Origin of the sequence: Faecalibacterium sp. Marseille-Q3530, assembly GCF_017377625.1 — a bacterium.
Lineage (GTDB): Bacteria > Bacillota > Clostridia > Oscillospirales > Ruminococcaceae > Faecalibacterium > Faecalibacterium prausnitzii_E.
The window spans coordinates 92388-118446 of the sequence record NZ_JAFREH010000002.1 but is presented as its reverse complement, the minus strand read 5'-3'; the positions used below and the strand labels follow the sequence as shown (position 1 = coordinate 118446).

Here is a 26059-nt window from a genome sequence, read left to right as displayed (position 1 = left end):
CCCCTGCTGCGCCGATTGGTTTCAGCGATCCCTCAGCGGTGGGTGATGACCTCATCGATCAGGCCGTATTCCTTTGCTTGCTGCGCAGACATATAGTTGTCGCGCTCGGTATCCAGCTGGAGCTTTTCCAGCGGCTGGCCGGTGTACTCGCTCAGCATCCGGTTCATCTTATCGCGGATATAGACCATGTGCTCGGCATGGATCTTGATATCCGTGGTCTGGCCGGAAAGGCCGCCGCCCTGACCGCCTGCGATGAGGGGCTGGTGGATCATGATCTCAGCGTTGGGCAGCGCAAAGCGCTTGCCCTTGGTGCCGCTGGCCAGCAGGAACGCGCCCATGGAGGCTGCCATGCCCATGCAGATGGTGGAGACATCGCACTTGATATACCGCATGGTATCGTGGATGGCCATGCCCGCACTGATGGAGCCGCCGGGGCTGTTGATATACAGGCTGATATCCTTATCCGGGTCCTGGCCTTCCAGATACAGCAGCTGTGCCACAACAAGGCTGGCCGTGGTATCGTTGACATCCTCGCTCAGCACGATGATGCGGTCATTCAGCAGACGGGAGAAGATATCGTAGGAACGCTCGCCGTGTGCCGACTGTTCTACAACATAAGGAACAAAACTCATAAAGTTCGCCTCCTGGATTGAAAATGTTTGGTATTTGCAAAATTGACCGATACGGCAAAAGAAACAGGGCCGTATCGGTCAATTTTAACAACCTTTGCTCACAAAAGCGGCGAAACACCGTTTTTGCGATGGCGGCCTTGGAAGCTGAACTTACTCAGCGTCCTCGGTCTTCTCGGCTTCCGCAGCCTTCTCCACGACGTTGGCGTGGCTCTTGATGAAGTCGATGGCCTTGTTGACGGCCAGATCCTTCTTCAGGTCATCGACGTTGACCAGCTCACGGACCTTGTCCTCTTCCATCTTGTACTGGTCTGCGATGCGCTTGATCTCAGCAGAGACCTCTTCCTCAGAAGCCTCGATGTTCTCAGCGGCAGCAACAGCCTCCAGAGCCAGACGGATCTTGACCTGCTTCTCAGCCTGGGGCATGAAGGAAGCGCGGAACTGCTCCACGGTCTGGCCCATATACTTCAGGTAGTCTTCCAGGCGCAGGCCCTGCTGCTCCACACGGAAAGCGAAGTCGTTGACCATCTCGTCCATACGGGTGTCATACATGGCCTGGGGGATCTCAGCCTCCATGCTCTCGATGACCTGATCGACCAGAGCATTCTCGACAGCCAGGTCGTCCTGCTTGTCCAGCTGCTCCTGGTTGTTCTTGCGGATGGACTCCTTGAAGGCCTCCAGCGTGTCATACTCAGAGCAATCCTTTGCCAGCTCGTCGTCCAGAGCGGGCAGTTCCTTGTACTTGACCTCGTGCAGCTTGATCTTGAAGACAGCTTCCTTGCCAGCCAGCTCAGCAGCCTGATACTCGGTGGGGAAGGTGACGTTGACGTCGAACTCTTCGCCAGCAGAGTGGCCGACGATCTGATCCTCGAAGCCGGGGATGAAGGAGCCGCTGCCCAGGGTCAGGCTGTAGTGCTCAGCCTTGCCGCCCTCGAATGCAACGCCATCGACGAAGCCTTCGAAGTCGATATCAACGATGTCGCCGTTCTCAGCAGCGCCCTCACGGGTCAGCTCACGGGCGTTGCGCTCCTGCACACGCTTCAGCTCGGCATCGACGGTCTCATCGGTAACAGTATGGACCGTCTTCTCAACGGTCAGACCGTTGTAGTTGCCGACCTTGACTTCGGGCTTGACGGCGACCTTGACAGTCAGGGTCACGCCCTCGGTCTCGTTTGCGGAATCCACGCTGACCTCCGGGCGGCCAACGGGCTCGATGCCAGCTTCCTTGACGGCTGCCTCGTATGCGTCGGGGAACAGCTCGTTGATGGCATCGTAGGTAAAGACATCAGCGCCGTACATCTTCTCGATCAGAGCGCGGGGAGCCTTGCCCTTGCGGAAGCCGGGAACTGCGTACTTCTTGCCCTCCTTCTTGAAGACATCGGCAACTGCGGCCTTGAAGGCCTCAGCGTCGATGGAGAACTGCAGCTCTGCCATGCTCTTTTCGAGCTTTTCGCACTTGATGAAATTCATTTGTGTATCCTCCACTCAAAAATTCTATTGCGTTGGGAGCGGGGTGTTCCCCCTCCCCTGCAACCGCGCACCGCGTCCTTGCTGTTTGCGAAATGCGGGGACGCGCGCGCTCAATTGGGTGCAACAATCGCGTCAAAACTTATTATAGCACGTTCCAGACACAATTGCCAGACCAAATTTTGACTTTTTGTTCTTTTTGCCCACTCTGTCCGCCTTTAATTGATGCGGTACGGGCAGAAACGCAGGCCGTCGGCACTGACGAGCTTGTAACGGATGCCGTCCACATCGCCCTGCACGGCATAGCGGATGGCATTTCCGTGCAGATGGCCATAGAAGCAGCGCCGGATGCCATAGTCCTTCAGCGTCGCCACGATCTCCGGGGCGCTGGTACCGGTGTAGACCGGTGGATAATGCAGGAACACGAGCTTTTCCAGCCCCGGTTCCGCAGCGTCCAGGCTCATTTTCAGCCGCCCGATCTCGCGGTTCATGACCTTTTCGTCATGCGGCTCCCCCACATCGAACAGCCAGCCCCGTGTGCCGCACAGGGCGTAGCCCTCCACCGTGTAGGAGTTGTTGTGCAGGATGTGCAGGGTATCGAAGCCCTCCGCTTTCAGGTAGGCGTTCATTTTGTTGGCCGTACTCCACCAGTAATCGTGGTTGCCCTTCATGATGAGCTTCTGGCCCGGAAGCTGCTGCAAAAACGCGAAATCCCTGCGGGTATCGGTCAGGCGCATGGCCCAGCTGATATCCCCCGCCAGCACGATGGTGTCCTGCGGGGTGATGAGTTTGCGCCAGCTGCGCTCCAGCCGCTCTACGTAATTGTCCCACCCCGGAAAAATATCCATGGGCTTGGATGCGCCGAGGGAAAGATGGGTATCGCCAAGCACATAAAGTGCCATTCTGTTACTCCTGTTCTAGGTCGGATCACGCCTGATAGCGCAGCGCCACCTGTGCGATCTGCTCCGGGTCGATGACGGTGTGGAAGCGCTCCGCTTTCTGGCGCAGTGCTGACAGGCTGGCCGGAGCGGTGCAGCCGGTGGCCTCTTCCAGCTGCTGCATGGCCTCGAAATCGTTGGCCGGGGCAGCATGGCCCAGTGCTTCCAGCACACTGCGCGGGAACTTGAAGGGCGATGCGGTGGAGAGCACCACCATCGGCACCCCATCCCGCTTATGCTGGGCCGCCACATGGAACGCCACGGCGGTGTGGGTATCGCAGAGGTAGTGGTCCTGCTCGTAGCGGGCGCGGATCTCCTCTGCCACCTGCGCTTCGCTGCTCCACCCGCAGGCGAAGCTCTCCTGGATGGCGGCCAGCGTTTCGGGGCGGACGGTGTAGCTGCCCGTCTCGTTCAGCTGCTTCATCAGAGAAGCCACTTCGGTGTCGCTGCCGGTGACATGGTACAGCAGGCGTTCCAGGTTCGACGAGACCAAAATGTCCATGCTGGGCGAGGTGGTTTTGTAGAACGCGCGCCGGGCCGTGTAAGTGCCGGTGGTGAGGAAGTCGGTGAGGACATTGTTTTCGTTGGAAGCGCAGACCAGTTTGCCCACGGGCAGACCCATCTGCTTGGCGTAATAGCCCGCCAGAATGTCACCAAAGTTGCCGGTGGGAACGCAGAAATCCACTGCGTCGCCCAGCGCGATCTGCCCCGCCTTAAGAAGCTGAGCGTACGCAGCAAAATAATAGACGATCTGCGGGACCAGACGGCCCCAGTTGATGGAGTTGGCGCTGGACAGGCGGATGTTCCGCTTTGCCAGCTCGGCAGCAATATCCGTGTCGCCGAAGACCCGCTTCACGCCGGTCTGGGCGTCGTCAAAGTTGCCGTGCACTGCATAGACGGCGACATTATCGCCCTCCTGCGTGGCCATCTGCAGGCGCTGGATCTCGCTGGTGCCGCCCGTGGGGAAGAACACGGCGATCTCGACACCGGGGATGTCGTGGTAGCCATCCAGCGCGGCCTTGCCGGTATCGCCGCTGGTCGCCACCAGGATCAGCGTCTTCTCAGTGCGGCCCAGATTCTTCTTGGCCTCCACCAGGAGCTTCGGCATCAGCTGAAGGGCATAGTCCTTGAATGCACAGGTCGGGCCGTGCCACAGTTCCAGCGAATAGACCTCGTCCGACACAGGGGCCAGATAGCCCGCCTTGCCGTCAAATGCTTCGCCATAGGTGGTCTTTGCCGCCTCTGTGAGGAACGGCTGGGAATAATCGGTCAGGTACTGGCCCACGATGGCCGCAGCCATTTCGGGGTAATCGAGTGCACAAATCGATGCAACGTCCACTTTCGGAAAGCTCTGCGGAACAAACAGACCGCCCTCGTCCGACAGGCCCTGTGCAATGGCCTGCGAAGCATTTACCACACGGTTTCGGTCTCTCGTACTGAAAAACTGCATTGTCGTCGCTCCTTTTCGTCCGCGGGTCCACAATGACCCTTTTTTGTCGGCAGCGGCAAACGCCGATTTCTGCCTTTTTCCCACCGGTGCATCCCCGCTCACGCGGTAAATGCGCCCTTTATAATATGTACCATCCAGCGCCCGCTGTCAAGAGGGGTCACCTCGGCAACGTCAAATCGGGCGGGCGCATCGCTCTGCCCGGTCTGCTGAAGATACTGCTTTGCGGCGCGGATGAGTCTGCGCTGCTTGGCTAGTGTAACGGCGGAGGCGGGGCTTGCCAGCGGGTCCGGGCTGCGGGTCTTGACCTCACACAGCACGATGGTCCCGTCCGGCTCCCGCAGGATGAGGTCGATCTCCCCCATCCGGGTGCGGTAATCGTGGGCCAGCAGCAGGCAGCCCCGCTGCTGGTAATAGCGCGCGGCGACGGCCTCGCCTTTCCGGCCGGTCTCGGCGGCATCCATCACTTGCCCTCCGGCCAATAGCCCTGTTTTTTGAGGAAGCTGCGGCGGTAGAATGGCTGGATGCCGTATTGTGCGATCAGCTCATAGTGGAGCTTTGTCGGGTAGCCCTTGTGTTTGGCCAGCTGGTACTGCGGGTACTGGCGGTCCAGTTCCAGCATGTAGCGGTCCCGGCTGACTTTGGCCAGCACCGAGGCCGCGCCGATGCTGGCGCTGGTCGCATCGCCCTTGACCACCGGCTGTGCGGGCATGGTCAGCCCGGCCGGGGTGCGGTTGCCGTCGATGAGGACAAGGTTCGGCACGATGTCCAATTCTTCCACGGCCTGCCGCATCCCGCCCATGGTGGCGTTGAGGATGTTATCGCGGTCGATGATCTCCGGCCCCACGAAAACGATCTTGTAAGCCAGCGCTTTTTCGATGATCTCGTCAAACAGGGCTTCCCGCTTTTTCTCGGTCAGCTTTTTGGAGTCGTTGATGCCGTAGACCGGGTGTTCCGGGTCCAGGATGCAGGCAGCCACGCAGACGGGGCCGCAGAGCGGGCCGCGCCCGGCTTCGTCCACCCCGGCAAAGCAGCCGTATTCTGCCCGAATAGCTGCGTCATACGCATACAGCGGTGCGGAGATCTCTTCGTCGGAACGCCGTTTCATTCGTCGTCCTCCTGTGCAAAGTCCGCGAGGTCGTCCCTCTGGGGCGGGCACTCCAGCGAGATCCGGCCCCACTTGCAGGCGCGGAACTCGTCCACCAGCATGATGGCACAGCGCTCGGTGTTGACCTCGCCGCCGCGCACCAGCAGGCCGCGCTTGCGGCCGATGGCTTCCATCAGCTCATAGGGCGGCAGCGCCATCGTCTCGGCGTCCAGCTTGTAGCGCTGGGCCACGAGGTCGGGGTAATTGCGGCGCACCTCGTCCAGCAGGTTCATCGCCAGCTCCTCCACATCCAGAATGTCGTCCTTGATGGAGCCGATGAAGGCCAGATTAGAGGCGATGGTCTTGGAATCAAACTTTTTCCAGAGCACACCGGGCATGTCCAGCAGGTCAAACTTCTCGGTGCTGACCCACTGCTTGCCCTTGGTCACGCCGGGGCGGTCGGCGGCTTTGGCGCGGGCTGAACCCGCAAACGTGTTGATAAAGGTCGATTTGCCCACATTGGGGATGCCGCAGAGCATCACCTGCGTCTTGGCACCGCCCATGCCGCGCACCTGACGGCGCGCCAGCAGACCGGCCAGTTCTTTTTCGATGGCGGCCTGGACCGCCTTGGCCCCGCCCTTCTGCTTGGCGCTGATGGCCACACAGCCGGCATCGGCGGCGCGGAAGTACCGGATCCATGCCTCTGTCACAACGGGGTCGGCCAGGTCGGCCTTGTTCAGCACATAGAGCTTGGGCTTCCGGGCCGTGATCCGCTCGATTTCCGGGTTCAGGCTGGAGAGCGGGATGCGGGCATCCAGCAGCACGAGGCTTGCATCCACATGCTGGATCTCCTGCTCCATCATCCGCAGCGTCTTGGTCATATGGCCGGGGAACCACTGGATGTTATATTGGTTTGCGAACCGGGTATCCTGATTGTTCATTTTACCACTCCAAAATCCGAAACGGGCAAAAAGCAGAGCAGCACCTTGCCCAGAATATCACGTTCATCAATGCAGCCTACGTAGGACGAGCGGCTGTCCAGCGAATTGTTGCGGTTGTCGCCCATGACGAAGACGGTGCCTTCCGGCACGGTGTACGGGAACTCCACATCATAGCCGAGATAGGTCGGCTCAGCGATGTAATCCTCCCGCAGCACTTCGCCGTTCACAGTAACGGTGCCGGTCTCGTAGTCGATGCAGATGGTGTCGCCGCCTTTGGCGATGACCCGTTTGACCAGCGGCTTGCCGTAGGGCGTGTAGCTGTCCACGATGACCACATCTCCGCGCTGAGGCTCGTACCCGGCACCCCAGACGATGAGCTTTTCACCGTTCTGCAAGGTAGGCACCATGGACTCGCCATCCACCTGAATGATCCGGAAAAAGAACGAAAAGATGAGCACCAGCACCAGAGCCGCCGAGATCAGCGCCTCGTACCATTCAAATGCGCCCTGGCCTTTTGCAGCTTTTGGCTGCTGTGTCGTCTGTTTTTCCATTTCCCGATGCACCTCTCAATCCAGTTTGCCGGGCAATACCCGACAAATAAAGAAAAAAGGGACAACAAGTTGTCCCTTTTTTCCCGTTTTACGCGGGGATCATCAAATATCGCTCTTGACCTTGGCAGCCTTGCCAGTACGGCCACGCAGGTAGAACAGCTTTGCGCGGCGGACCTTGCCCTTGCGGACAACCGTGACCTTCTCAACGAAGGGGCTGTTGATGGGGAAGACACGCTCAACACCAACGCCGTAGGAAACGCGGCGAACGGTGAAGGTCTCAGCAACACCACCGTGCTTCTTTGCGATGACAGTGCCCTCGAAAGCCTGGATACGCTCACGATCGCCGTCCTTGATACGAACATCAACGCGGACGGTGTCGCCAACGTTGAACTGAGGCTTTTCAGCCTTGATGCTGCCTTCAGAAATAATCTTCAGTGCGTCCATTTTTGAATCCTCCATTTGTTTTTAGACGTTCATGCACGGCTTGCCGCCGCCAGAGGACCGCCCGTTTAATGATATCGTGTCATTAACCCCGCTGTGGTTTCAGCGGACACTAACGCCTTAATAGGATAGCACAAATCGTCCGCAAATGCAAGCGATTTGTCCAAAATAATCCCAAAAATTTTCTGTTCTGCCCAAAAGACATTCTTCTCAGGCGAACAACGTCTTTTCTGCCGTCAGGAAATGGGTGCGCAGGATGCTGGCCTCCGCCGCCGGGACGCCGAAGGTCTCTTCCAGCGCCGCCGTGAGCAGGGCAGGGTTCAGGGTAAGCTCCTGCGAAGCGGGCAGGCAGATGGAAAAACGCACCTGCTCCCCTTCTTCCGTCAAGTCCAGCGAAGGAACGAATTCCTTCAGTTCCACCGTCTTGACCTTGCGCTTGCTCTTTTTTTCTACCGGGACGCTTTCCAGCGCATTGTACGCTTCCAGTGCAGCCTTTCGCGCAGCCGGATAACGGACCTCGTAGCAGGCATAGGCGATGAGGTCAGCCTTCATCTCGACGGGGGCCACCTTCGTGACCACGATACCGGCGGGCATGATGGCATTCAGGGCCGTCTTCCACTGCTCAAAATCCGGGGCTTCGGCCTCGGTCTTGACATCCACGCACTCACACGCGCTCTCCTGCCCCAGCGACAACGGGCAGGCAAAGGTCATGTAGATATGGGGGTTGAAGCCCAGCGTATGCCACACCGGCAGGCTGCTGCGCTTGAGCACCCGCTGCATCACCCGCTGCATGTCCAGCAGCGAGATGTAGGAGGCCTCATTTTTCTTTTCAAACGAGATTCTGACTGTAATCAAAGCAAGGCCCTCCTAACAGATGGTTGGCACCGCAGCCGTGGCAGGCACGGTTGCAGGGCTGGGTGGTCTGGGCCGCAAGGGCCTTCTGGTACTCCCGCACCAGATATTCGTGGGTGACGCCGTAATCCATGTGGCTCCACGGAGTCACCTCGTCCAGGCCGATGGGGCGCTGGCAGTAGAAGAACGGGTCCACGCCGAGGTCGGCGAAGGTCTGCATCCAGGTGTCGTACCGGAAGCACTCGTCCCAGCCGTCAAAGAAGCAGCCGCGCTTGTAGGCTTCCAGGATGACCGGGGCCAGACGGCGGTCGCCCTTGGCGAATACGCCTTCCAGGAAGCTGGTCTTGCTGTCGTGGTAGTTGACCCGGATCTTCCGGCTGCGGGCACGGGCGCACTCCACCAGATGCTTCTGCTTCTCGCGCAGCATCTCCTCCGTATCCATGGGGACGAACTGGAAGGGTGTGTGGGGCTTGGGGACAAAGCAGGAACAGCTGATGGTCACCTGCACCCCGCGGCCCTTGGCATGGGGCGTATTATAGTAGAGGTCCACGACCTTCTGGGCCGTCTCGGCGATGCCCTCGATGTCCTCCATCGTCTCGGTGGGCAGGCCCATCATGAAGTAAAGCTTGACTGAGGAATAGCCGTTGGCAAACGCGATGGAGCAGGTCTTTTCGATCTCGTCCCAGGTGACGTTCTTATTGATGACATCGCGCAGGCGCTGGGTACCGGCCTCGGCCGCAAAGGTCAGGCCGCTCTTGCGCACCTTGGTGGTCTTTTCGATGAGGCTCTGGGAGAAGTTGTCCATGCGCAGAGACGGCAGCGACAGGCTGACGTGCTCCTGCGGTGCCCACTCGTTCAGGTCGTCCAGCAGCTCTTCGAGCTGGCTGTGGTCGGAGGTGGACAGGCTGGACAGGCTCAGCTCCTCGTAGCCGGTGTTGGCGCAGAGGTCCTTTGCCGCCCGGTTCAGCAGGCCCGCGTCGCGCTGACGCATGGGGCGGTACAAAAAGCCCGCCTGACAGAAGCGGCAGCCGCGCACACAGCCGCGCAGCACCTCAATGCTGGCGCGGTCCTGGATGGCACCCACCATGGGCACCACGAAGTTCGTCGGGGGCGCAAACTCGTTCAGGTCCTTGATGATGGCCTTGGTGATGACGGCCGGGATGTCCGGCTCGTTGGGAGTGATGGACTTCACACGGCCGTCTTCCTGATACGCCACGTCGTAGAAAGCCGGAATGTAGATGCCGGGGATCTTGGCAATGCGGCGGAGCAGCTCCTTTTTGGAGACACCGCCCTCTTTTTTGGCCTTTTCGATCTCGGCGCAGATGCCGGGCAGCTGGTTCTCGCCCTCGCCCAGCTGGATGACATCAAAGAAATCCGCGATGGGCTCGGAGTTGCAGGCGCAGGGGCCGCCCGCCACGATGAGCGGCCAGCTCTCGTCGCGGTCCTTGGCATAGAACGGGATGTGCGCCAGGTCCAGCATGGCCAGGATGTTGGTATAGGAAAGCTCATATTGCAGGGTAAAGCCCACGGCATCAAAGGCGGTCAGCGGGTCCTTGCTCTCCATGGTGTAAAGGGGCAGGCCCAGCCGCTCCATCTCCGCCTTCATATCCAGCCAGGGCATGAACGCACGCTCGCACCACCAGTTCGCGTGGCTGTTGAGCAGCTCGTACAAAATCTTCTCGCCGAGGAAGGACATGCCCACCTCATACGTATCCGGGAAGCAGAACGCAAACCGGACATCCATCTTCTCTTTGTCTTTGTATACGCTGCCCGGCTCGCCGCCGGTATAGCGGCCCGGCTTCTGCACCCGGCCCAGCGCTTCTTTCAGTTTCGGGTCAAACATCAAGTTCCTCCATTGACAGAACGTTTTTTCATTCGTTTTATTTTACCCGATTTCCGGGGGAATTGCAATCCTTGATTTCGCTGCCGCAGCGCCTCCCGGAGGGCAAGGCCCATCTGCGCCCCATCCAGCGGCGGGATGGGCAGGAGGTTGAATGCCCCAGTCAGAAGATTGGCCGCCCAGAACGCGCTGCCCCGGATGGTGGCCTCCTGTTCCAGCCGGACGGCCCAGAGAGCCGCCAGCAGAACATTCGTCAGCGGCCCGGCCGCAGCCAGCCAAAACGTCTGCTGCGGCGTCATGCTGCGGCCCCGTGTGCGCATGCAAAAACCGGTCAGGGTCACTTCGATGGTCGGGAATGTGCGGAACATCGCCCAATAGACCAGAATATGCCCCCACTCGTGGAGGAAGGCCGCGCACAGCCCCAGCCGCAGAAAGCCGCTGGCGTCGAACCAGAGCAGCACATAGAGGACCCCGCAGAGCAGGACCGGGTCCCGGAAGATGAGCGGCCCAATGCGCAGCGCCCGCTTCATGGCAGGCCCAGCGCCTTGGCCGGGTCGTACCGGATGCCCTGTGTCAGAAATTCAAAGTGCAGATGGGCACCGGTAGACCGGCCCGTCTGCCCGGCGGTCCCCAGGCACTGGCCCGCAAACACCACCTCCCCTGCCCGGACATAGAGATACTGCATGTGGGCATAGACCGTCTCCTGCCCGCCGGGGTGCGAGATGCACAGGTAGTTGCCGTAGGTCCCGCTGCGGCGGGCGGCGGTCACGGTGCCGCCCAGCGCCGCCAGAACAGGCGTTCCCTCTGCGCAGGCAAGGTCTACCCCACGGTGAAAGGCTTCTGCCCCGGTGAAGGGGTCTGCCCGCCAGCCATAGGCGTCCGAAACGCGGAATGCCGTGGTCCCCAGCGGAAAGCAGAGCGCTTCGCTCGGCTTTGCCGGTTCCAGCGACGCACCCGCCGGGGCCGCCCGTTCTGCACTTTTAGCCCGTGCCGGGAGCACGACGCCTGCCACCAGTCCCAGCAACAGCGCCGCCAGCACCCCGGTCGCCGCTGCCCGCCTGAGGATCTTCTTTCCGCCTGCTCGTCCCATTTCTGCCCGCATCGCACATTCCTCCCTTGGGGTATTTTATGCCGGTCATCCCGTTCGGAGAACAAAAACGCCCCCACAGAGCATCGTTCTCTGTGAGGGCGTGGTCTCAGCGCTTGGGGCGGAGCCAGTGGTGGAACTGTTCAAAAAGGTCCATCAGACCGCCGCAGGGCTTGGCCGGGGTGTGCGGGGCGGGATGTGTGACCGCGACCGGATGGTGCACCGTCTGTTCCGCCTGCGGGGCGGTTTCGGGCGCCACGGCTGGCTTTGCAGGCTCTGCCGTCAGCAGCGGCGTCGGCTCCGAAGGGGCTTTGGGTGCTTCCGCAGCCGGTGCAGGCGTTTCCACCGGGGCAGCGGCACGAACTGGTTCCGGTCGGGCGGGTGTTTCCTCCGGAACGTCATCGCGGGCCGTCCAGTCATTTTTCAGCAGGTCGTACATCCCCATCTGGCCGTTGACGAGTGCTTCGTCCGGGGCGGCTTTGACCTTCTGGTAGCTGCCGTCCGCCTTCATCTCGCGGGCATTGACGTTATCCCGCAGCTGAAGCTGCAGGATCTCGCTGAGCTTCCGGATGAGAACGGGGTCTTCCACCCGGACGCCCACCTCCACGCGGCACTCGGTGTTGCGGGTCAGGAAGTCGCCGGAGGCAATGTAGATGCGGGTGGTGGTGCCATCGTAGAAGCTGTAGATGCGGCCATGCTCCAGATAGCGGCCCACCAGGCTGCGGATGTGCAGGTTCTCGGTCTTGCCCGGCACCTCGGCGCGGACGCAGCAGATGCCGCGGACGATCATATCAATGCGGACCCCGGCGCAGCTGGCTTCTTCCAGCTTGAGGATGATGTCGCGGTCCGAGATGGAGTTGTTTTTCAGGATCATCGACGCCGGGCGGCCCAGGCGGGCGGCATTGATGACGCGGTCCATCTCATCCAGCAGAACGCTCTTGAAGCGCAGCGGAGCCACCAGCATCTTTTCACTGGTCTCCGTCAGCTTCTGGACGGCGAGATTCTGGAAGACGTTGGAAGCCTCCTCGCCGATGCCGAGGTCTGCCGTGATGAAGGAATAATCGGTGTAAAGCTCGCTGGTCTTCTCGTTGTAGTTGCCGGTGCCGATCTGGGTGATATAGCTGTAGCCCTGCGGGCCTTTCTTGGTGATGAGGGTCAGCTTGGAGTGGACCTTGTAATCTTCAAAGCCGTAGAGGACGGTGCACCCGGCTTCTTCCAGCTGCTTGGACCAGTCGATGTTGTTCTGCTCGTCAAAACGGGCGCGCAGCTCCACCAGCGCTACGACTTCCTTGCCGTTTTCGGCGGCCTCCATCAGCGCCTGCACGATCTGGGACTCCCGCGCCATCCGGTAGAGGGTCATCTTGATGGAGATGACCGCCGGGTCCTGCGCGGCCTTTTTCAGCATGGCGATGAAGGGCCGGATGGACTGATACGGATAGCTGAGGAGGACGTCGTGCTTTTCCACCTCGGCCGCGAGGTCATAATCCGGCGGCGGCAGCATGGGCCGGGCTGCGGGGTAGAACAGCTCCGGGTGGCCGTCGGCTTCCATCCTGGAAGTAAGTTTATAGAAGAAGCTCAGGTCCAGCGGGCTTTTCTGCGCAAACACCCGCTTGTGGGTCAGTTCCAGCTTCTCGCAGAGGATGCGGACGATCTCCTGCGGGGCCGTGGGCGTGACCTGCAGGCGGACTGCCGCCAGCTTGCGGCGGCGCTTGAGCAGGTCGGCCATGATCTCGCGGTAGTCGATATCGTGGTCCATCATCCCCTCTTTGACGTCAATGTCGGCGTTGCGGGTGACGCGGAAGAGGCAGGTCTCCTGCACGGCATCCTTGCCGAAGATGAGGGACGCATAGTGCAGCACCAGCTCCTCGGTCAGGGCAAATTCCGTGCGGCCGTCCCGGCGGATGACCTGCATCCGCTCCATCTGGCTGGAAATGGGGACCATGCCGAGGCTCTGCTCCCCTTTTTCCTTGAGCAGGACGCCGAGATAGATCTCCTTGTTCCGCAAAAAGGGGAACGGATGGCGGCTGTCCACGATCTGCGGGCTGAGGATGGGGAACAGCTCGCTCTGGAAGTATTTTTTCCAGAAGTGCTCCTCCTCTTTGGAAAGCGCGTTGAAGTCCACCTTCTTATAACCGCATCCTGCCAGACTTTCCAGCGCCTTCTCGTAATATTTATCACAATCCTCCTGCAAATGCGCCACCTTGGGCATGATGGCGGTCAGCTGCTCTTCGGCGGTCATATTCGTCTTGTTCTCGCGCTTGTCCCGCTCCTTTTTGGCGCGCATCAGGCTGGCCCGCTCCTGCAGCGAACCCACGCGCACCATGAAGAACTCGTCGAGATTGGAGCCGTAAATGGCCAGGAACTTGACCTGCTCGGCCAGCGGGACATTTTTATCCTTGCCCAGCACGAGCACCCGGCGGTTGAAATCCAGCCAGCTCAGTTCGCGGTTGATGAAAATGGTATCCTCTTTCATAATTACTCCCCTTTTCTGGGTTTGTTCAGCTCACATAGGCCAGTCCGTCCCAGGAAGCCACGATGCTCTCGCTGAGGCCGGGCACCTCGGCCGCATCCGCAACATGCCGGAACGGGCCGTGCGTGCCGCGGTATTCCAGGAGCGCCTGCGCTCGCTTTTCGCCGACGTTTGGCAGGATGCAGAGCGTTTCGAGGTCTGCTGTGTTCAGGTCCACCCGGATGAGCTGGACCATGGGCGTTTCGGATGCTGCCTTTGGCGTCAGCCTGGGCGGCGCAAGGGCAGCCGCCAGCAGGATGCAGACCACAGCCGCCGCTGGCGCGCACAGCAAAAACAGCCGCTCGTGCCGCCGGGCAGATGCCTGAGAACCGGTTTCCTTCATTGTACCCGACTTTCCTCCAAAAAGAAAGCCCCCTGCACGAAAAATACAGGAGACTTTACACAACTTTTACGCAGACGTTTCCGCAGAGCGCACCATGCCATAGAGCAGCTCCGCCGCAGCACCGGCATCGTGGTCGGTGAGGGTGGTCTGCCTGGCGGCAAGGCGCAGCTCAGCCGGGGCATCGGCGGGGACAACGCTGTTCCCCGCCAGATGGACCAGCTCTGCCATCTGGGTGCAGTCGGCCAGAACGGTCAGCTGCTCGGCAGAATAGCCTGCCGGGGAGCAGACGGCCTGGACCATCGCACTGCCGGACACACTGCCCGGCAGAAGCGCCAGTACATCCGGACCCATCCGCTCGGCGCGGAGGGTCACGGTGGCCTCGCCCAGCGCCTTTTCCAGCAGCGCCGTCAGGGGGACCTGCTTTTTGTCCTGATAGAACAGGATGCGCAGCACATCCTCTCCCCGGACGTCCGCCGCATTGCTCAGCACAAAGGTGGTCCACTCCTGCCGCAGGTGGGCTTCCAGAGATTCGCTCATCCGCAGCACACGGGTGGAACCGTTCTTCATCTGCAAAGCAATGCCGACGCCCGGCACACCGGGAAGCACCCGGAGGACGGATTCCTCCATCCCGGCAAAACTGCACAGGGCCGTGCCCGTGCCCTCGGCAAAGTTGTAAGCCAGCACACCGCCGCAGACCAGCGCGGGCGCGCTGAGCCGCACCCCGCCCAGCAGAGAACGCACCACCTTGGGCGACCGCTGGGAGTAGATGGTCAGCTTGCCGCCGCGGCTGGCAAACAGCTGCAGCACATCGCGGTGGAGCTGGGGCAGGCTGCCCTCTGCATTCAGAAGAAGGTTGTCGAGATCGCAGAGGACCAGCGTGTTTTCGATGGAATTGCTCATTCGTTGTTTCCTCCTGTGCGCTGACGGAGCGTGGTCAGAAAGCGGGTGAAGTAATCCGGCAGTTCGGAGTCGAACCGCAGATGCTCGCCCGTGATGGGGTGGACGAAGCCCAGTGTTTTGGCATGAAGGCACTGGCCATGGAGGCTGGTGATGCAGTTGTGCGGGCCATAGACCGGGTCCCCTGCCACCGGGTGATGGATGGACGCCATATGAACGCGGATCTGGTGGGTGCGGCCTGTTTTCAGGCGGCATTCCAGCATCGTGAACTTGCCCAGGCGCTCCAGCACCCGGTAGCCGGTGTAGGCATACTTGGTGTGGGGCTCGGTGGACGGATAGACGGCCATCTTCTTGCGGTCGGTCTTCGAGCGGCCCAGATGGGACTCCACAAAGCCCTCGTCCTGTGCAAAGCCGCCGTAGACGATGGTATGGTAAGCCCGCTCCACGCTGTGGACCGCCATCTGCTGGGACAGGCCGATGTGGGTGGCGTCGTCCTTGGCGACGACGAGAAGGCCGCTGGTGTCCTTATCAATACGGTGGACGATGCCGGGGCGGATCTCGCCGCCGATGCCGGAAAGGCTGCCCTTGCAGTGCCACAGCAGCGCATTGACCAATGTGCCGTCCGGGTTGCCGGGGGCCGGGTGCACCACCATGCCCTTGGGCTTGTTGACCACCAACAGGTGCGCATCCTCAAACACGATGTCCAGCGGGATCTCCTGCGGCACGGCCTCAATGGGCCGGGCGTCCGGGATCTCCAGCAGGATGATGTCGCCGGCCTTGAGCTTCAGGCTCTTGACCGGGGCCTTGCCGTTGCACAGCACATGGCCATCTGCCACCAGCGCCTGCAGCGCGCTGCGGGAAAGGCCGGTATCCTCCCCGCTCAAAAAGCGGTCGATGCGCTGGCCTGCGCCCTCCGCTTCCACGATAAATTCACGCTGTTCCATGGGTCACGGCTCCTTTGCGTCACCGGAGTGCAGCTCCTCCAAAAAGATGACCAGCACCCAGAGCGCCACACCCACACAGACGCAGATATCCGCAAAGTTGAAGACGGCGAACCGCATGAACAGCAGGTTGATGTAGTCCACGACCTCGCCGTTCAGCACACGGTCGATGAGGTTGCCGATGCCGCCGCCCAGCACAAGGATCAGCGCCGCCTGCTGCAGGCGATCGTTCCGGCTGCGGAAAAACAGCCAGTATGCGACGAGGATCAGCGCAGCGCTGGTGGCCACGATCAAAAACAGCTGCCTGCCGCTGAGCAGGCTGAACGCCATGCCCTGGTTGAGCACGAACCGCAGCTCCACCACATGGGGGATGAGCGGCAGAGTGCCCACGGGCATCAGCACATGCACCGCCCAGAACTTGATGCCCTGGTCGATGCCGATGAGCACTGCCACACACAGCAGGTTAAAGATCACATAAGCCATAACGAAATACTCCCAACAGCGGGCCGGACCCGCCGGTCTTCTGATATCAAAAAGCGGCGCTCCCCTGCTCGAAAGGAGCGCCGCAGCGTTCAAACGGAAAAAGCCTCAGCCTTCCACCACGCTTGCGCAGCGGGCGCAGAGGGTGGGGTGAGCCGGATGAGTGCCGATGTCTGCGGAATACTTCCAGCAGCGCTCGCACTTGTCGCCGGTGGCGTGAGCCGCAGCCACGCCCAGACCCTCGACCGCAGAGGCAGCGCCGCCCTCGCCCTTGACCAGCTCCACCTGGGAGACGATCATCAGGTCAGCCAGCTCGTCCATGGGGATGCTGTTCAGCAGGTCATAGACGGCATCGTTGCAGTACAGGGTGACGGCAGCTTCCAGCGAAGCACCGATGGTCTTCTCGGCACGAGCCTGCTCCAGCACCTTCTTGACCTCGTCGCGGACAGCGATGAGCTGTGCCCACTTGGCCTTGAAAGCAGCGTCGGCGGCATACTGGCCCGCTTTGGGCATATCCTCGAAGACGACGTACTTGTTCATGCCCTCGGTCTTGGGCATGAAGTCCCAGATCTCCTGGCTGGTGAAGCAGAGGATGGGGGCGATGATCTTATCCAGTGCGACCAGGATCTTGTACATGGTGGTCTGTGCTGCGCGGCGGGCTGCGCCGTTGGTGCAGTAGAGACGATCCTTGGTGACATCCAGATAGAAGTTGGACATGGCCACGACACAGAAGTTGTAGACTGCGTGGTAGACCTTGTTGAAGTCGTAGACCTCATAACCGGCGTGTGCGTTGACGATCAGGTCGTCCAGCGCAGCCAGTGCCCAGCGGTCGATCTCCTGCAGCTGGTCGTCGGTGACGCAGTCGGTGTTGGGGTCGAAGCCGTCCAGGTTGCCCAGGATGAAGCGGGCGGTATTGCGGATCTTGCGGTAAGCCTCGCTCAGCTGCTTGAAGATGTTCTTACCGGCGCGCACATCGACGGTGTAGTCGGAAGAAGCGACCCACAGGCGGATGATATCAGCGCCGTAGTCCTTGATGATCTCGCTGGGCTCCACGCCGTTGCCGGCGCTCTTGTGCATCTGCTTGCCCTGCTCGTCCACGACCCAGCCGTGGCACAGAACGGACTTGTAGGGGGCGCAGCCCTTGCTTGCAACGCTGGTCAGCAGGCTGGACTGGAACCAGCCGCGGAACTGGTCGCCGCCCTCCATATACATGTCAGCCGGGAAGTGCAGCTCCGGGCGCTCTTCCAGAACGGCTGCATGGGTGGAGCCGGAATCGAACCAGACGTCCATGATATCGGTGTCCTTGGTCCACTCGGAAGCGCCGCACTTCTCGCAGACTTCGCCTGCGGGGATGATCTGCTCAGCTTCGTACTTGTACCAGGCATCGGAGCCTTCCTTGCGGAACAGCTCGCTGACAGCCTTGATGGTGGCGTCGGTGATGTGGTAAGCGCCGCACTTCTTGCAGTAGAAGGCCGGGATGGGCACACCCCAGGTGCGCTGACGGCTGATGCACCAGTCGTTGCGGTCGCGGACCATGCCCTTCATGCGGTCGTGGCCCCAGTCGGGCATCCACTGCACGGTGTCGATGGCCTTGTAGACATCCTCACGGAACTTTGCGACCGAGCAGAACCACTGCTCAGTGGCGCGGAAGATGATGGGGTGATGGCAGCGCCAGCAGTGCGGGTACTGATGCTTGATGTGCACCTGACCCATGACGGCACCGGACGCGGTGAGGTCGGCCAGGATGGTCTTATTGGCTGCCCAGACGCGCTGGCCTGCGTACTTGCCGGCCAGGTCGGTCAGATAGCCGCCGTCGTCCACGGGGACGGTGATGGGCACCTGCGGATACTTCTGGCAGACGTTGAAGTCATCGACGCCGTGGCCGCCTGCGGTGTGGACGCAGCCGGAGCCGCTCTCCAGCGTGACGTGGTCGCCCAGGATGACCCAGCCCTCCTTGGGCAGGTAGACATGCTGGTAGCGCATGAGCTCGAACTCTGCACCGCTGACCGGCTCGCCCACGACCTCATAGTCGGTGATGTGGCAGGCATCCATGACGCTCTTGACCAGCTCGGTGGCCATGATGTGGTACTCCTCGCCGATCTTGACGAAGGAATACTCGAACTGGCCGTTCAGGCAGATGGCCTCGTTGGCGGGCAGGGTCCAGGTGGTGGTGGTCCAGATCACGAAGTAGGTCTTATCCATCGGGATGCCATGCTTTGCCAGCACACCGTTGGGGTCCTGAGTGACATGGAAGCGGACGAAGATGGAATCGCAGTCGTCCTCACCGTACTCGATCTCGGCCTCAGCCAGAGCGGTGCGGCAGTCAGGGCACCAGTAAACGGGCTTCAGGCCCTTGTAGATGTAGCCCTTCTTGGCCATCTCACCGAAGATCTCGATCTGGCGGGCCTCAAACTCCGGCTTCAGGGTCAGGTAGGGGTGCTCAAAGTCGCCGATGACACCCAGACGCTTGAACTGGTCGCTCATGATGTCGATGTGCTCGGTGGCGAACTTTTCGCAGATCTGGCGCAGCTCCAGCTTGGAGATGTCCTTCTTCTTCTCGCCGACGGAGGACAGCGCCTTCAGCTCAATGGGCAGGCCGTGGGTATCAAAGCCGGGCACATAGGGAGCCTGGAAGCCCTCCATGTTCTTGTCGCGGATGATGATATCCTTGATGATCTTGTTCAGCGCGGTGCCCATGTGGATGTTGCCGTTTGCATACGGGGGGCCGTCGTGCAGAACGAACTTGGGCTTGCCGTCGTTGTGCTTGATGAGCTGATTGTACAGGTCGTTGTCTTCCCAGTCCTTGAGCATGACAGGCTCCTTTTTGGGCAGGCCTGCGCGCATCTCGAACAGCGTCTTGGGCAGATTCAACGTATTGTCGTACTGAGACTTATTCTTAGCCAATGGTTACACACTCCTCTAATTTATTGAAACGCTCCGGTCACTCGCTGAATTTGACGCCCTTGAAAGCGGCATAATCCGGCTCTGCCGGTTCTTCCTCTTCCTCTGCGCCAACGGGTGCCTGAGACGGGTCCAGCTTGATCTTGAGCTGGCTCTCATCCTTGGACCAGAAATCCTCGCTCTTGTCGTCCTCTGCGGTTTCCTCGTCCGCAGGGGCGGCATCGGTCTCCGGCTGTGCCTGCTCGATCTCCTCGGTCAGAGCCGCAGCAGTGGTCTCCTCTGCTTTTTCCTCCACAGCGGGCTCGGCAGCCTCCGGCTCCTCCTTCTGGAACTCCGGCAGGCGGCTCAGAGACTCGACATGGCTGCGGTACAGGTTGAGCACGTCGGACTTGAAACGGGTGACTTCCAGACGGACGCGGTCATACTCGCGCTCCTCTGCCAGCTTTTTATCGTTTGCTTCGTTGATGATCTCATCCGCGCGGTCACTGGCCTTCTGGAGCAGCTCATTGGCATCGCGGATAATATCATCCCCGCGCAGATTTGCACGGTGCAGGATCTCTTCCGACTTCTGGTTTGCTTCGCGGATGACGTTCTCGCCCATGCGCTGTGCATTGATGAGCGCACTCTTGAGCATGTCGCCGTCCGCCTCGTAGTTCTTCATCTCTTCGTGGAGACGCTGGTTTTCCGCTGTCAGGTCTGCGATCTGCTTGCGCAGCTCCTCGGCCAGGGCATCGTCCTGCCGGAGCTGCTCTTCGACCTTATCCAGGAAACGGTCCACCTCTTCGGTGCGATAGCCGCGGAGGTTTTTTTCAAATTGAACGTTGCGCACGTCCTGCGAGGTCAGCATAGTAGTTTCCTCCCAAATTCATTTAATATTGAAAAAACTCGATGATCGCCCGGTCTTTTCTGCTTTTTCCGGGCAGTGCCGTCAGACCAAAGCGGCCCTTGCCCCGCACGGTGAAGACATCGCCCTCATACACCGGGGCGTGGACGCTCTCCACAGGAAGGTGGTTGATCTCCACCCGGCCTGCCGTGATGAGCTCCGCTGCCATGTTGCGGCTGCAGTGGAGCATGGCTGCCAGCACCGCATCCAGCCGCAGGGAAGAAACGGTCGCCGTTTGCAGCGTCCGCTCCGCCTGCGGGAACTCCGGAAGCTCTTCCAGCTGCAGAAGCCGGGTCGTGACCTCCACCCGGCCCGCCTGCAGCAGTTCCTGACAGATGAGCTGCGCCGCCGGTTCCAGCGCAAAGACATAGGCCGTGCCCGGCGCATCGGAGGGCAGGACGATGTCGCCCAGCGCCTCCCGCCGCAATTCCAGCCCCATCAGGCTGCCGAGGTAATCCTTGTGCGCCGGAAGAGCAGCCCCGGCCTGCACCCGGCAGGTGAGCCGGACGCAGCACAGCGGGCTGTCCGGCCAGCTGCCCTCCGGTTCCAGGCAGAGGAGCCGACGCTCTGCACCGGGCCAGCCGCCCTCGAAGTGATACACATTTTCCGGGACGGCGGCGCGGTTGAGCGCTGCTCTGGCAAGATCCTGCTCCCGGTCACTCAGAAAGGCGGAATAGCGCGGGATGCCGCGGCTCTCCGCCGTGCGGGCCAGGTCCTCGATGTGCCGCATCAGATAGCGCTCTTCATCGCTGCGGGCGGGGACGAAGCCCCGCACGGCTTTGGGGGCAGGATCAATAGAATGCGCCATTGTTCTCCAGCTCGTCCAGCAGATCACCCATGATATCCACGTTGTAGGGGGTGATGATGAAGGTGCTGTTTGCCACGCGCTTGATCTGGCCGTTGTTGGCGTAGGCGACGCCGGAGAGGAAATCGACCAGGCGGCGGGAAACTTCCTTGTTGGTAGACTCCAGGTTCAGGACCACGGTGCGCTTGTTGTTCAGGTGGTCGGCGATGGTGCTGGCATCCTCAAAGCGCTCCGGCTTGACCAAAACGACCTTGAGCTGGGTGGTCGCATGGATGTTGACCACCTTGTTCTTTCTGGGGGTGCCCTCTGCGGGCTCCTCATCCTCTTCGTCTGCCCCGACGCCCAGACCGTTGTTGTTGTTCACCATCTGGGGGCCGTCGTCGATGTACTGATCGTCGTACTCGTCCTCGCTGCCGAAAAGCCCCTTCTTCAGACTATCCACAAAAGACATAGAAACTGCTCCTTTCATTCGGGCAGCTTGCGCTGCCTGGCTGATTTTGCAAAGAGATGCAAATAGCTTCTACTATTATCGGATTTTTTGCCGCAGATGTCAATAACTACAAAAGTTTTCCATCATACAAATTTTGTCCGGAGACGATAATCTCGTCATAAAGGCGAACCTGACTGATCGAACCGGCCGTTCCGCTGGGCAAAACGATGAGATAATCGCCATCCAGCACCTGGGGGTGCTGGTCGTCCACGGGGTCGATCTTGCAGAAGCGGGCCAGGTTGCCGTACTTGACATAGACGCCGGGGATGTAGTTCTCGCCCTGACTCTCGGCCTCGGAGCCGTCCTCTTTGAGGTAGTGGACCGCCGCCTGCGGCACCCGCAGGCCAGTGCTCTGCCCCACGATGACCTGCGCATTGGCCCGGTTCAGCCGCAGCACGTCGCCGTTGATGACCTCGCACGAGAGGACGAAGCGGGTCATGTCGTTCTCGGTGTCGATGTTCACTTCCTGCACAGTGGCCTTGAGGGGCGTTTCCGCCTGACCGGGGAAGCGGATCTCCACCGAGGTCTTCCGCGGTTTTCCGTCCGAGCCCAGCAGCTTTTCGCCCTGTTTGGCCGAGCAGATACCAGCATAGTACCAAGTGAAGCCGGAGACGATCTTGCCCGCGCAGCCGTCCAGTTTGATCTCCGGGGAGGACTCGATATAGGCTTTCAGGTCCGCAGCACCCAGCGCAAGGATATCTTCCATGCCGGCATTGAGCCGCCCGGAACTGGCCGAACGGATGAAATAGCCCGTCTGCGGGGCGGTGATCTGGGTGGGGCTGCCCAGCTGGGCCTGCACATTGGACGCCTGCTGCACCAGCGCGGCGATCTGGTCCGAGAAGGTGGAGACCTCACCGGTGATGATCCAGAGCTTGTTCTGGGCCAGCAGATAGTCCTCCGTCTGGGCGTCGGTATCCTCGTAGTCGGAGGCATCCAGCGCATCCATCAGATCGTACAGCGCCGCCGAGCGGTCTTTGCGCAGGGACTCCATCTGCGCCGAGGTGGTGTTCTGCGATTTTTGCAGCAGGTCGATCTGGTCGTTGATCTGGGTCAGCTGCTGGCGCAGACCAGCCTGGGAAGCATCGCTGTAGACTTCTGCCACCGCAGTGCCCGCCGAGACGCGCTCGCCATCGGCCACAAGGTAGCCCAGTGTACCGTCCCCGGCCACATAGCTTTCGTTGAACAGCAGCACGCCCTCGGCATCCACCGTGTCTTCTACCGTGGCCAGAAGGGCCGTTTCGTAGGTGTTGGGCGGGAACAGCACCTGCATGGCCTGATAGAAGACATACATGGCCGCCAGCAGCAAAAAGACGATGGCAACGCCTGCCAGCGTCTTCAGTGCGCCGGGCAGCTCACGTTTTTCCTTCTCTTCCTGCATTCTGCTCATCCTTTCGTGATAAATTCCTGCGTCAGTGCGGCAGCGCGGGCTTTGAGATCCGGTGCCGCTGCGTCCAGCCAGACCACGCCGTCCATGTGGCGGAACCAGGTCAGCTGACGCTTGGCGTAGTTGCGGGAAGCCTGCTTGAGCTTCTCCACGCAGGGCGTCAGTTCCGACTCCCCCATAAAGTAGGGAAAGAATTCCTTATAGCCAATGGCCTGCGCTGCCGTTTTGAAGCGGGCCCGGTTCGCAAACACGGTTTCGGCTTCGGCCAGAAGGCCCGCGTCCATCATCCGGTCCACCCGCAGGTCGATGCGGCGGTAGAGCTGGGCGCGCTCCGGGAAGTCCAGCCCCAGCACCAGTGCGCGGTAGGGCCGCTCCGGCGGGAGCGATGCCGCCTTCTGTTCACTGAGGCGTCGGCCGGTGGCGCGGTAGTGTTCCAGCGCCCGCAGCACCCGCACCTGATTGTTCGGGTGGATGGCGGCAGCGGCTTCCGGGTCCACCTGTTTCAGCTCTTCGTACAGGGCAGCCGGGCCTTTTTCGGCCAGCTCTGCCGCCAGCTGCTCCCGCAGACCGTCCGGGGCTTTTTCGGCCGTGAAGCGGACGCCGTAGAGGAAGCTCTGGACGTACAGCCCGGTGCCGCCCACCAGAATGGGCAGCTTTCCGCGGGCGGAGAGGTCGGTTTCCAGCGTTCCGGCCAGCGCAGTGAAATCCGCCACGCTGAAGGTTTGGTCCGGCTCCAGAAGATCGACGGCATGGTGCGGGATGCCGCGGGTCTCTTCCGGCGTCACCTTGGCGGTGCCGACATCGAGGCCTTTGTAGATCTGCATCGAATCTGCGCTGATGATCTCACCGCCGAACTGCTCGGCCAGCGCAACGCCCAGCGCGGTCTTGCCGGTCGCGGTCGGGCCGACCACAGCGAGGACCGGGTGCTTTTTCTCAAACGATTCGGCCAAACTGCTTTTCCAGCTCCTTTCGGGTCAATTTGAGGACGCAGGGGCGACCATGCGGGCAGAAGGGCGGCACTTCGCCGGACAGGATCTTCTCGGCCAGCGCCATAAGCTCCTGCGGGGAGGTGTGGTCCCCCGCCTTGATGGCCGCACGGCAGGAGATGGAGTGGAGCACCCACTCGGTCTTTTCGCTCAGGGCGTCGCGGCTGCCGTGGGCCAGCTTCGCTGCCAGCTCCACGAGAAGGTCTTCGGCGCTGCCCTGCTCCACATCGGCAGGGACCGCGCGCAGAAAGACCGAATTTCCACCAAAGTCGTCGATCTCCAGCCCGGCACGTTCCAGCAGGTCGATGTTGGCCAGCAGCGCCGTCTTCTCCTCGGCTGAAAGCTCCACCACCACCGGTTCCAGCAGCAGCTGGCTGGGCACATCGCCGTAGGACGCGGCCAGCTTTTCAAAGAGCTGGCGCTCGTGGGCCGCGTGTTTATCAATGATGCACACCTCGTCCCCCCGCTCTGCGAGGATGTAGGTGCGGAAAAGTTCGCCCACATAGCGGAGCGGCTCCGGCCCCTCCTGAAGATCAAAGCCCATCTGTTCGGGCGTCCCGGCGGGGGCCGACGCTTCTTCCGTTTCAGCGGGTTCAGACGCAGCAGGTTCCGGCTCTGCCGTTTTGGGCTGCGGGGCCGGGTTCCATGCTGCCATGTGGTCCTGCGCTCCAGGCAGGTCGTCTGCGTCCGGCTCGATGTCGAGCTGAGCCTCGCTGGATGCTGCTCGGAAACGCGGCGCAACCGGTTCGGCAAGGTCTGCCTCCTCTTCCGGCCGCTTCGGGCTGTGCAGGCTGACGTCCGGGTTCAGGGGAGCCGAAGGTGCAACCGTTGTCCAGCTGTGCTCATTGGGGGATACCGTGGACGGCCCCGGCAGGATGTCCGCTTCTGCCGCTGTCGAGCGGACGGGCCGGGCGGGCACAGCCGGAGCCAGGGCCGCCGGTGCAGCGGATGCCATGGAAGGGGCCGTTTGGGGGTGCTGTTTCAACGTGCCCGGCTCTGCCTGCCCCGGAATAACGGCAGAAAGCGCTGTAAAGTTGTTTTTCTTTACAGTATTTTCGCTCGGATTTTCGTCTTTTTCTGAGCTATTGGATTTTTCGTTGTTCTTCTCGTTTTTGGATTCCTCGAAAGCGAACAGCCGCTCGCCGGTGCCCGGCTGGGCCAGTGCCAGCTTGGTGGCGTGGTACACGAGGTCGAAAATATCATTCTCGCGGGCGAAGCGGACTTCCGTTTTGGCCGGGTGCACGTTGACATCCACCAAGTCTGACGGCATTTCCAGAAGCAAGATTCCTCCAGGAAACTTGCCCTGCATCGTGGTGCCCTTGAACGCCATTTCCATGCCCGCCATCATGGTGCGGTTGCGGACATAGCGCCCATTGATATAGAAATACTGCATACTCCGGCTGGCACGGCAGCTTCTGGGCTGGGTGATGAGGCCCCACACCCGATAGACGCCCTCGCGGTTGTCCAGCTCGATGAGGTCCCGGCTGAATTCTCGGCCCAACACGGCATATGCTGCACTGCGCAGCTGACCGTCGCCGGGAGTGACGTACTGCAATTCCCCCTCACGGATGAACTTGAAGCTGACCTCCGGGTGGCTCAGGGCCACATGGGCGACGGTATCCGCCACAAAGGTGCCCTCACTGGAATCCTTTTTCAGGAACTTCATCCGGGCGGGCGTGTTGTAGAACAGGTCCTTCACCCGGATGGTGGTTCCCACGCTGCGGGCACCGGGTTCGATGGGATAGGCTTCCCCGCCCTCGATGCGGTAGACCGAGGCGCATTCGTCCGCTTCGGTCCGGGTCAGCACCTCCACCCGCGCCACACTGGCGATGGAGGCCAGTGCTTCGCCTCGGAAGCCGAGGGTGTGGATATGGTTCAGGTCCTCCTCGGTCTGGATCTTGCTGGTGGCATGGCGGATGAACGCCGTGGGGATGTAGGCGGCTTCGATGCCGGTGCCGTTATCGCTGATCTCGATCAACTTGACACCGCCGGACTCGATGCTCACCGTGATCTGGGCGGCACCGGCGTCGATGGCGTTTTCGAGCAGCTCTTTGACCACCGAAGCCGGCCGCTCGACGACCTCACCGGCGGCGATCAGCTCTGCGGTGTGTTTGTCCAAAACATGGATGACTGCCATGGGTTCCCTCCCCTTTTCGTTGG

25 protein-coding genes are annotated in these 26059 nt (G+C 61.0%); all 25 read right to left on the bottom strand.

Annotated elements, in window-relative coordinates:
- Window positions 1-32 precede the first annotated feature (32 nt).
- Window positions 33-632, bottom strand: coding sequence for an ATP-dependent Clp protease proteolytic subunit (locus J3350_RS03700; protein ID WP_097792311.1), 600 nt, complete (start codon window positions 630-632; stop codon window positions 33-35).
- A gap of 150 nt (window positions 633-782) precedes the next feature.
- On the bottom strand, window positions 783-2099 hold the full coding sequence (gene tig, locus J3350_RS03695; protein ID WP_207685734.1) for a trigger factor: 1317 nt from the start codon (window positions 2097-2099) through the stop codon (window positions 783-785).
- 215 nt (window positions 2100-2314) lie between these two features.
- The gene (locus tag J3350_RS03690; protein ID WP_097792313.1) at window positions 2315-2998 is read right to left on the bottom strand and encodes a metallophosphoesterase; all 684 of its coding nucleotides are present in this window, start codon (window positions 2996-2998) and stop codon (window positions 2315-2317) included.
- A 25-nt stretch (window positions 2999-3023) separates the two neighbouring features.
- Window positions 3024-4484, bottom strand: coding sequence for a threonine synthase (gene thrC / locus J3350_RS03685; protein WP_207685733.1), 1461 nt, complete (start codon window positions 4482-4484; stop codon window positions 3024-3026).
- A 98-nt stretch (window positions 4485-4582) separates the two neighbouring features.
- Window positions 4583-4945, bottom strand: a complete 363-nt coding sequence (locus tag J3350_RS03680) for a YraN family protein (protein ID WP_207685732.1) — start codon at window positions 4943-4945, stop codon at window positions 4583-4585.
- Window positions 4945-5589 (bottom strand): ribonuclease HII, encoded by a 645-nt coding sequence (locus J3350_RS03675; protein ID WP_118552873.1) that lies wholly within the window; start codon window positions 5587-5589, stop codon window positions 4945-4947. The genes J3350_RS03680 and J3350_RS03675 overlap by 1 nt, the downstream gene beginning before the upstream one ends.
- Window positions 5586-6509: a ribosome biogenesis GTPase YlqF gene (gene ylqF, locus J3350_RS03670; RefSeq protein ID WP_207685731.1), complete on the bottom strand. Its 924-nt coding sequence runs from the start codon at window positions 6507-6509 to the stop codon at window positions 5586-5588. The genes J3350_RS03675 and ylqF overlap by 4 nt, the downstream gene beginning before the upstream one ends.
- On the bottom strand, window positions 6506-7060 hold the full coding sequence (gene lepB / locus J3350_RS03665) for a signal peptidase I (RefSeq protein WP_207685730.1): 555 nt from the start codon (window positions 7058-7060) through the stop codon (window positions 6506-6508). The genes ylqF and lepB overlap by 4 nt, the downstream gene beginning before the upstream one ends.
- Before the next feature lie 102 nt (window positions 7061-7162).
- A complete protein-coding gene (gene rplS, locus J3350_RS03660) occupies window positions 7163-7504 on the bottom strand; it encodes a 50S ribosomal protein L19 (protein ID WP_055188169.1) in 342 nt (113 codons plus the stop codon).
- Window positions 7505-7711: 207 nt separating this feature from the next.
- Window positions 7712-8356 carry a TIGR03936 family radical SAM-associated protein gene (locus J3350_RS03655; protein WP_207685729.1) on the bottom strand — a complete coding sequence of 215 codons (645 nt, stop codon included), beginning with the start codon at window positions 8354-8356 and terminating at the stop codon, window positions 7712-7714.
- Window positions 8331-10196, bottom strand: a complete 1866-nt coding sequence (locus tag J3350_RS03650) for a TIGR03960 family B12-binding radical SAM protein (RefSeq protein WP_097792320.1) — start codon at window positions 10194-10196, stop codon at window positions 8331-8333. The genes J3350_RS03655 and J3350_RS03650 overlap by 26 nt, the downstream gene beginning before the upstream one ends.
- Window positions 10196-10723, bottom strand: coding sequence for a metalloprotease (locus J3350_RS03645; protein WP_242700116.1), 528 nt, complete (start codon window positions 10721-10723; stop codon window positions 10196-10198). Before J3350_RS03645 ends, J3350_RS03650 begins: the two co-directional genes overlap by 1 nt.
- The gene (locus tag J3350_RS03640) at window positions 10720-11295 is read right to left on the bottom strand and encodes a M23 family metallopeptidase (RefSeq protein ID WP_207685728.1); all 576 of its coding nucleotides are present in this window, start codon (window positions 11293-11295) and stop codon (window positions 10720-10722) included. The genes J3350_RS03645 and J3350_RS03640 overlap by 4 nt, the downstream gene beginning before the upstream one ends.
- A gap of 94 nt (window positions 11296-11389) precedes the next feature.
- Window positions 11390-13753, bottom strand: a complete 2364-nt coding sequence (ppk1, locus tag J3350_RS03635; protein WP_207685727.1) for a polyphosphate kinase 1 — start codon at window positions 13751-13753, stop codon at window positions 11390-11392.
- 25 nt (window positions 13754-13778) lie between these two features.
- Complete coding sequence (locus J3350_RS03630) at window positions 13779-14132, bottom strand: helix-hairpin-helix domain-containing protein (RefSeq protein ID WP_207685726.1); 354 nt, start codon at window positions 14130-14132, stop codon at window positions 13779-13781.
- Between the two features lie 66 nt (window positions 14133-14198).
- Window positions 14199-15032 carry an HAD hydrolase family protein gene (locus J3350_RS03625; protein WP_097792323.1) on the bottom strand — a complete coding sequence of 278 codons (834 nt, stop codon included), beginning with the start codon at window positions 15030-15032 and terminating at the stop codon, window positions 14199-14201.
- On the bottom strand, window positions 15029-15973 hold the full coding sequence (locus tag J3350_RS03620; protein WP_207685725.1) for an RluA family pseudouridine synthase: 945 nt from the start codon (window positions 15971-15973) through the stop codon (window positions 15029-15031). The genes J3350_RS03625 and J3350_RS03620 overlap by 4 nt, the downstream gene beginning before the upstream one ends.
- A gap of 3 nt (window positions 15974-15976) precedes the next feature.
- The gene (lspA, locus tag J3350_RS03615) at window positions 15977-16453 is read right to left on the bottom strand and encodes a signal peptidase II (protein WP_207685724.1); all 477 of its coding nucleotides are present in this window, start codon (window positions 16451-16453) and stop codon (window positions 15977-15979) included.
- A gap of 105 nt (window positions 16454-16558) precedes the next feature.
- Complete coding sequence (gene ileS / locus J3350_RS03610; protein WP_207685723.1) at window positions 16559-19354, bottom strand: isoleucine--tRNA ligase; 2796 nt, start codon at window positions 19352-19354, stop codon at window positions 16559-16561.
- A gap of 37 nt (window positions 19355-19391) precedes the next feature.
- On the bottom strand, window positions 19392-20198 hold the full coding sequence (locus J3350_RS03605) for a DivIVA domain-containing protein (protein WP_207685722.1): 807 nt from the start codon (window positions 20196-20198) through the stop codon (window positions 19392-19394).
- 22 nt (window positions 20199-20220) lie between these two features.
- The gene (locus J3350_RS03600) at window positions 20221-21042 is read right to left on the bottom strand and encodes an RNA-binding protein (protein ID WP_207685721.1); all 822 of its coding nucleotides are present in this window, start codon (window positions 21040-21042) and stop codon (window positions 20221-20223) included.
- Entirely contained in the window at window positions 21026-21490 is a 465-nt protein-coding gene (locus J3350_RS03595) for a cell division protein SepF (RefSeq protein WP_097792329.1), read from the bottom strand. Before J3350_RS03595 ends, J3350_RS03600 begins: the two co-directional genes overlap by 17 nt.
- 106 nt (window positions 21491-21596) lie before the next feature.
- On the bottom strand, window positions 21597-22907 hold the full coding sequence (locus J3350_RS03590) for an HlyD family efflux transporter periplasmic adaptor subunit (protein WP_242700115.1): 1311 nt from the start codon (window positions 22905-22907) through the stop codon (window positions 21597-21599).
- Between the two features lie 5 nt (window positions 22908-22912).
- Window positions 22913-23863 (bottom strand): tRNA (adenosine(37)-N6)-dimethylallyltransferase MiaA, encoded by a 951-nt coding sequence (gene miaA / locus J3350_RS03585; protein ID WP_207685719.1) that lies wholly within the window; start codon window positions 23861-23863, stop codon window positions 22913-22915.
- On the bottom strand, window positions 23847-26036 hold the full coding sequence (mutL, locus tag J3350_RS03580) for a DNA mismatch repair endonuclease MutL (protein WP_207685718.1): 2190 nt from the start codon (window positions 26034-26036) through the stop codon (window positions 23847-23849). The genes miaA and mutL overlap by 17 nt, the downstream gene beginning before the upstream one ends.
- Between the last annotated feature and the right edge of the window lie 23 nt (window positions 26037-26059).

What these genes read in the sequence shown, in the direction of transcription:
- ylqF (WP_207685731.1), bottom strand. Translation starts at nt 6,509, where the DNA reads ATGAACAATCAGGATACCCGGTTCGCAAACCAATATAACATCCAGTGG.
- lepB (WP_207685730.1), bottom strand. Translation starts at nt 7,060, where the DNA reads ATGGAAAAACAGACGACACAGCAGCCAAAAGCTGCAAAAGGCCAGGGC.
- J3350_RS03620 (WP_207685725.1), bottom strand. Translation starts at nt 15,973, where the DNA reads ATGGAACAGCGTGAATTTATCGTGGAAGCGGAGGGCGCAGGCCAGCGC.
- lspA (WP_207685724.1), bottom strand. Translation starts at nt 16,453, where the DNA reads ATGGCTTATGTGATCTTTAACCTGCTGTGTGTGGCAGTGCTCATCGGC.
- mutL (WP_207685718.1), bottom strand. Translation starts at nt 26,036, where the DNA reads ATGGCAGTCATCCATGTTTTGGACAAACACACCGCAGAGCTGATCGCC.
- thrC (WP_207685733.1), bottom strand. Translation starts at nt 4,484, where the DNA reads ATGCAGTTTTTCAGTACGAGAGACCGAAACCGTGTGGTAAATGCTTCG.
- J3350_RS03650 (WP_097792320.1), bottom strand. Translation starts at nt 10,196, where the DNA reads ATGTTTGACCCGAAACTGAAAGAAGCGCTGGGCCGGGTGCAGAAGCCG.
- J3350_RS03640 (WP_207685728.1), bottom strand. Translation starts at nt 11,295, where the DNA reads ATGCGGGCAGAAATGGGACGAGCAGGCGGAAAGAAGATCCTCAGGCGG.
- tig (WP_207685734.1), bottom strand. Translation starts at nt 2,099, where the DNA reads ATGAATTTCATCAAGTGCGAAAAGCTCGAAAAGAGCATGGCAGAGCTG.
- J3350_RS03605 (WP_207685722.1), bottom strand. Translation starts at nt 20,198, where the DNA reads ATGCTGACCTCGCAGGACGTGCGCAACGTTCAATTTGAAAAAAACCTC.
- ppk1 (WP_207685727.1), bottom strand. Translation starts at nt 13,753, where the DNA reads ATGAAAGAGGATACCATTTTCATCAACCGCGAACTGAGCTGGCTGGAT.
- J3350_RS03645 (WP_242700116.1), bottom strand. Translation starts at nt 10,723, where the DNA reads ATGAAGCGGGCGCTGCGCATTGGGCCGCTCATCTTCCGGGACCCGGTC.
- J3350_RS03595 (WP_097792329.1), bottom strand. Translation starts at nt 21,490, where the DNA reads ATGTCTTTTGTGGATAGTCTGAAGAAGGGGCTTTTCGGCAGCGAGGAC.
- J3350_RS03690 (WP_097792313.1), bottom strand. Translation starts at nt 2,998, where the DNA reads ATGGCACTTTATGTGCTTGGCGATACCCATCTTTCCCTCGGCGCATCC.
- rplS (WP_055188169.1), bottom strand. Translation starts at nt 7,504, where the DNA reads ATGGACGCACTGAAGATTATTTCTGAAGGCAGCATCAAGGCTGAAAAG.
- J3350_RS03625 (WP_097792323.1), bottom strand. Translation starts at nt 15,032, where the DNA reads ATGAGCAATTCCATCGAAAACACGCTGGTCCTCTGCGATCTCGACAAC.
- J3350_RS03675 (WP_118552873.1), bottom strand. Translation starts at nt 5,589, where the DNA reads ATGAAACGGCGTTCCGACGAAGAGATCTCCGCACCGCTGTATGCGTAT.
- J3350_RS03630 (WP_207685726.1), bottom strand. Translation starts at nt 14,132, where the DNA reads ATGAAGGAAACCGGTTCTCAGGCATCTGCCCGGCGGCACGAGCGGCTG.
- J3350_RS03600 (WP_207685721.1), bottom strand. Translation starts at nt 21,042, where the DNA reads ATGGCGCATTCTATTGATCCTGCCCCCAAAGCCGTGCGGGGCTTCGTC.
- J3350_RS03590 (WP_242700115.1), bottom strand. Translation starts at nt 22,907, where the DNA reads ATGCAGGAAGAGAAGGAAAAACGTGAGCTGCCCGGCGCACTGAAGACG.
- J3350_RS03680 (WP_207685732.1), bottom strand. Translation starts at nt 4,945, where the DNA reads ATGGATGCCGCCGAGACCGGCCGGAAAGGCGAGGCCGTCGCCGCGCGC.
- J3350_RS03700 (WP_097792311.1), bottom strand. Translation starts at nt 632, where the DNA reads ATGAGTTTTGTTCCTTATGTTGTAGAACAGTCGGCACACGGCGAGCGT.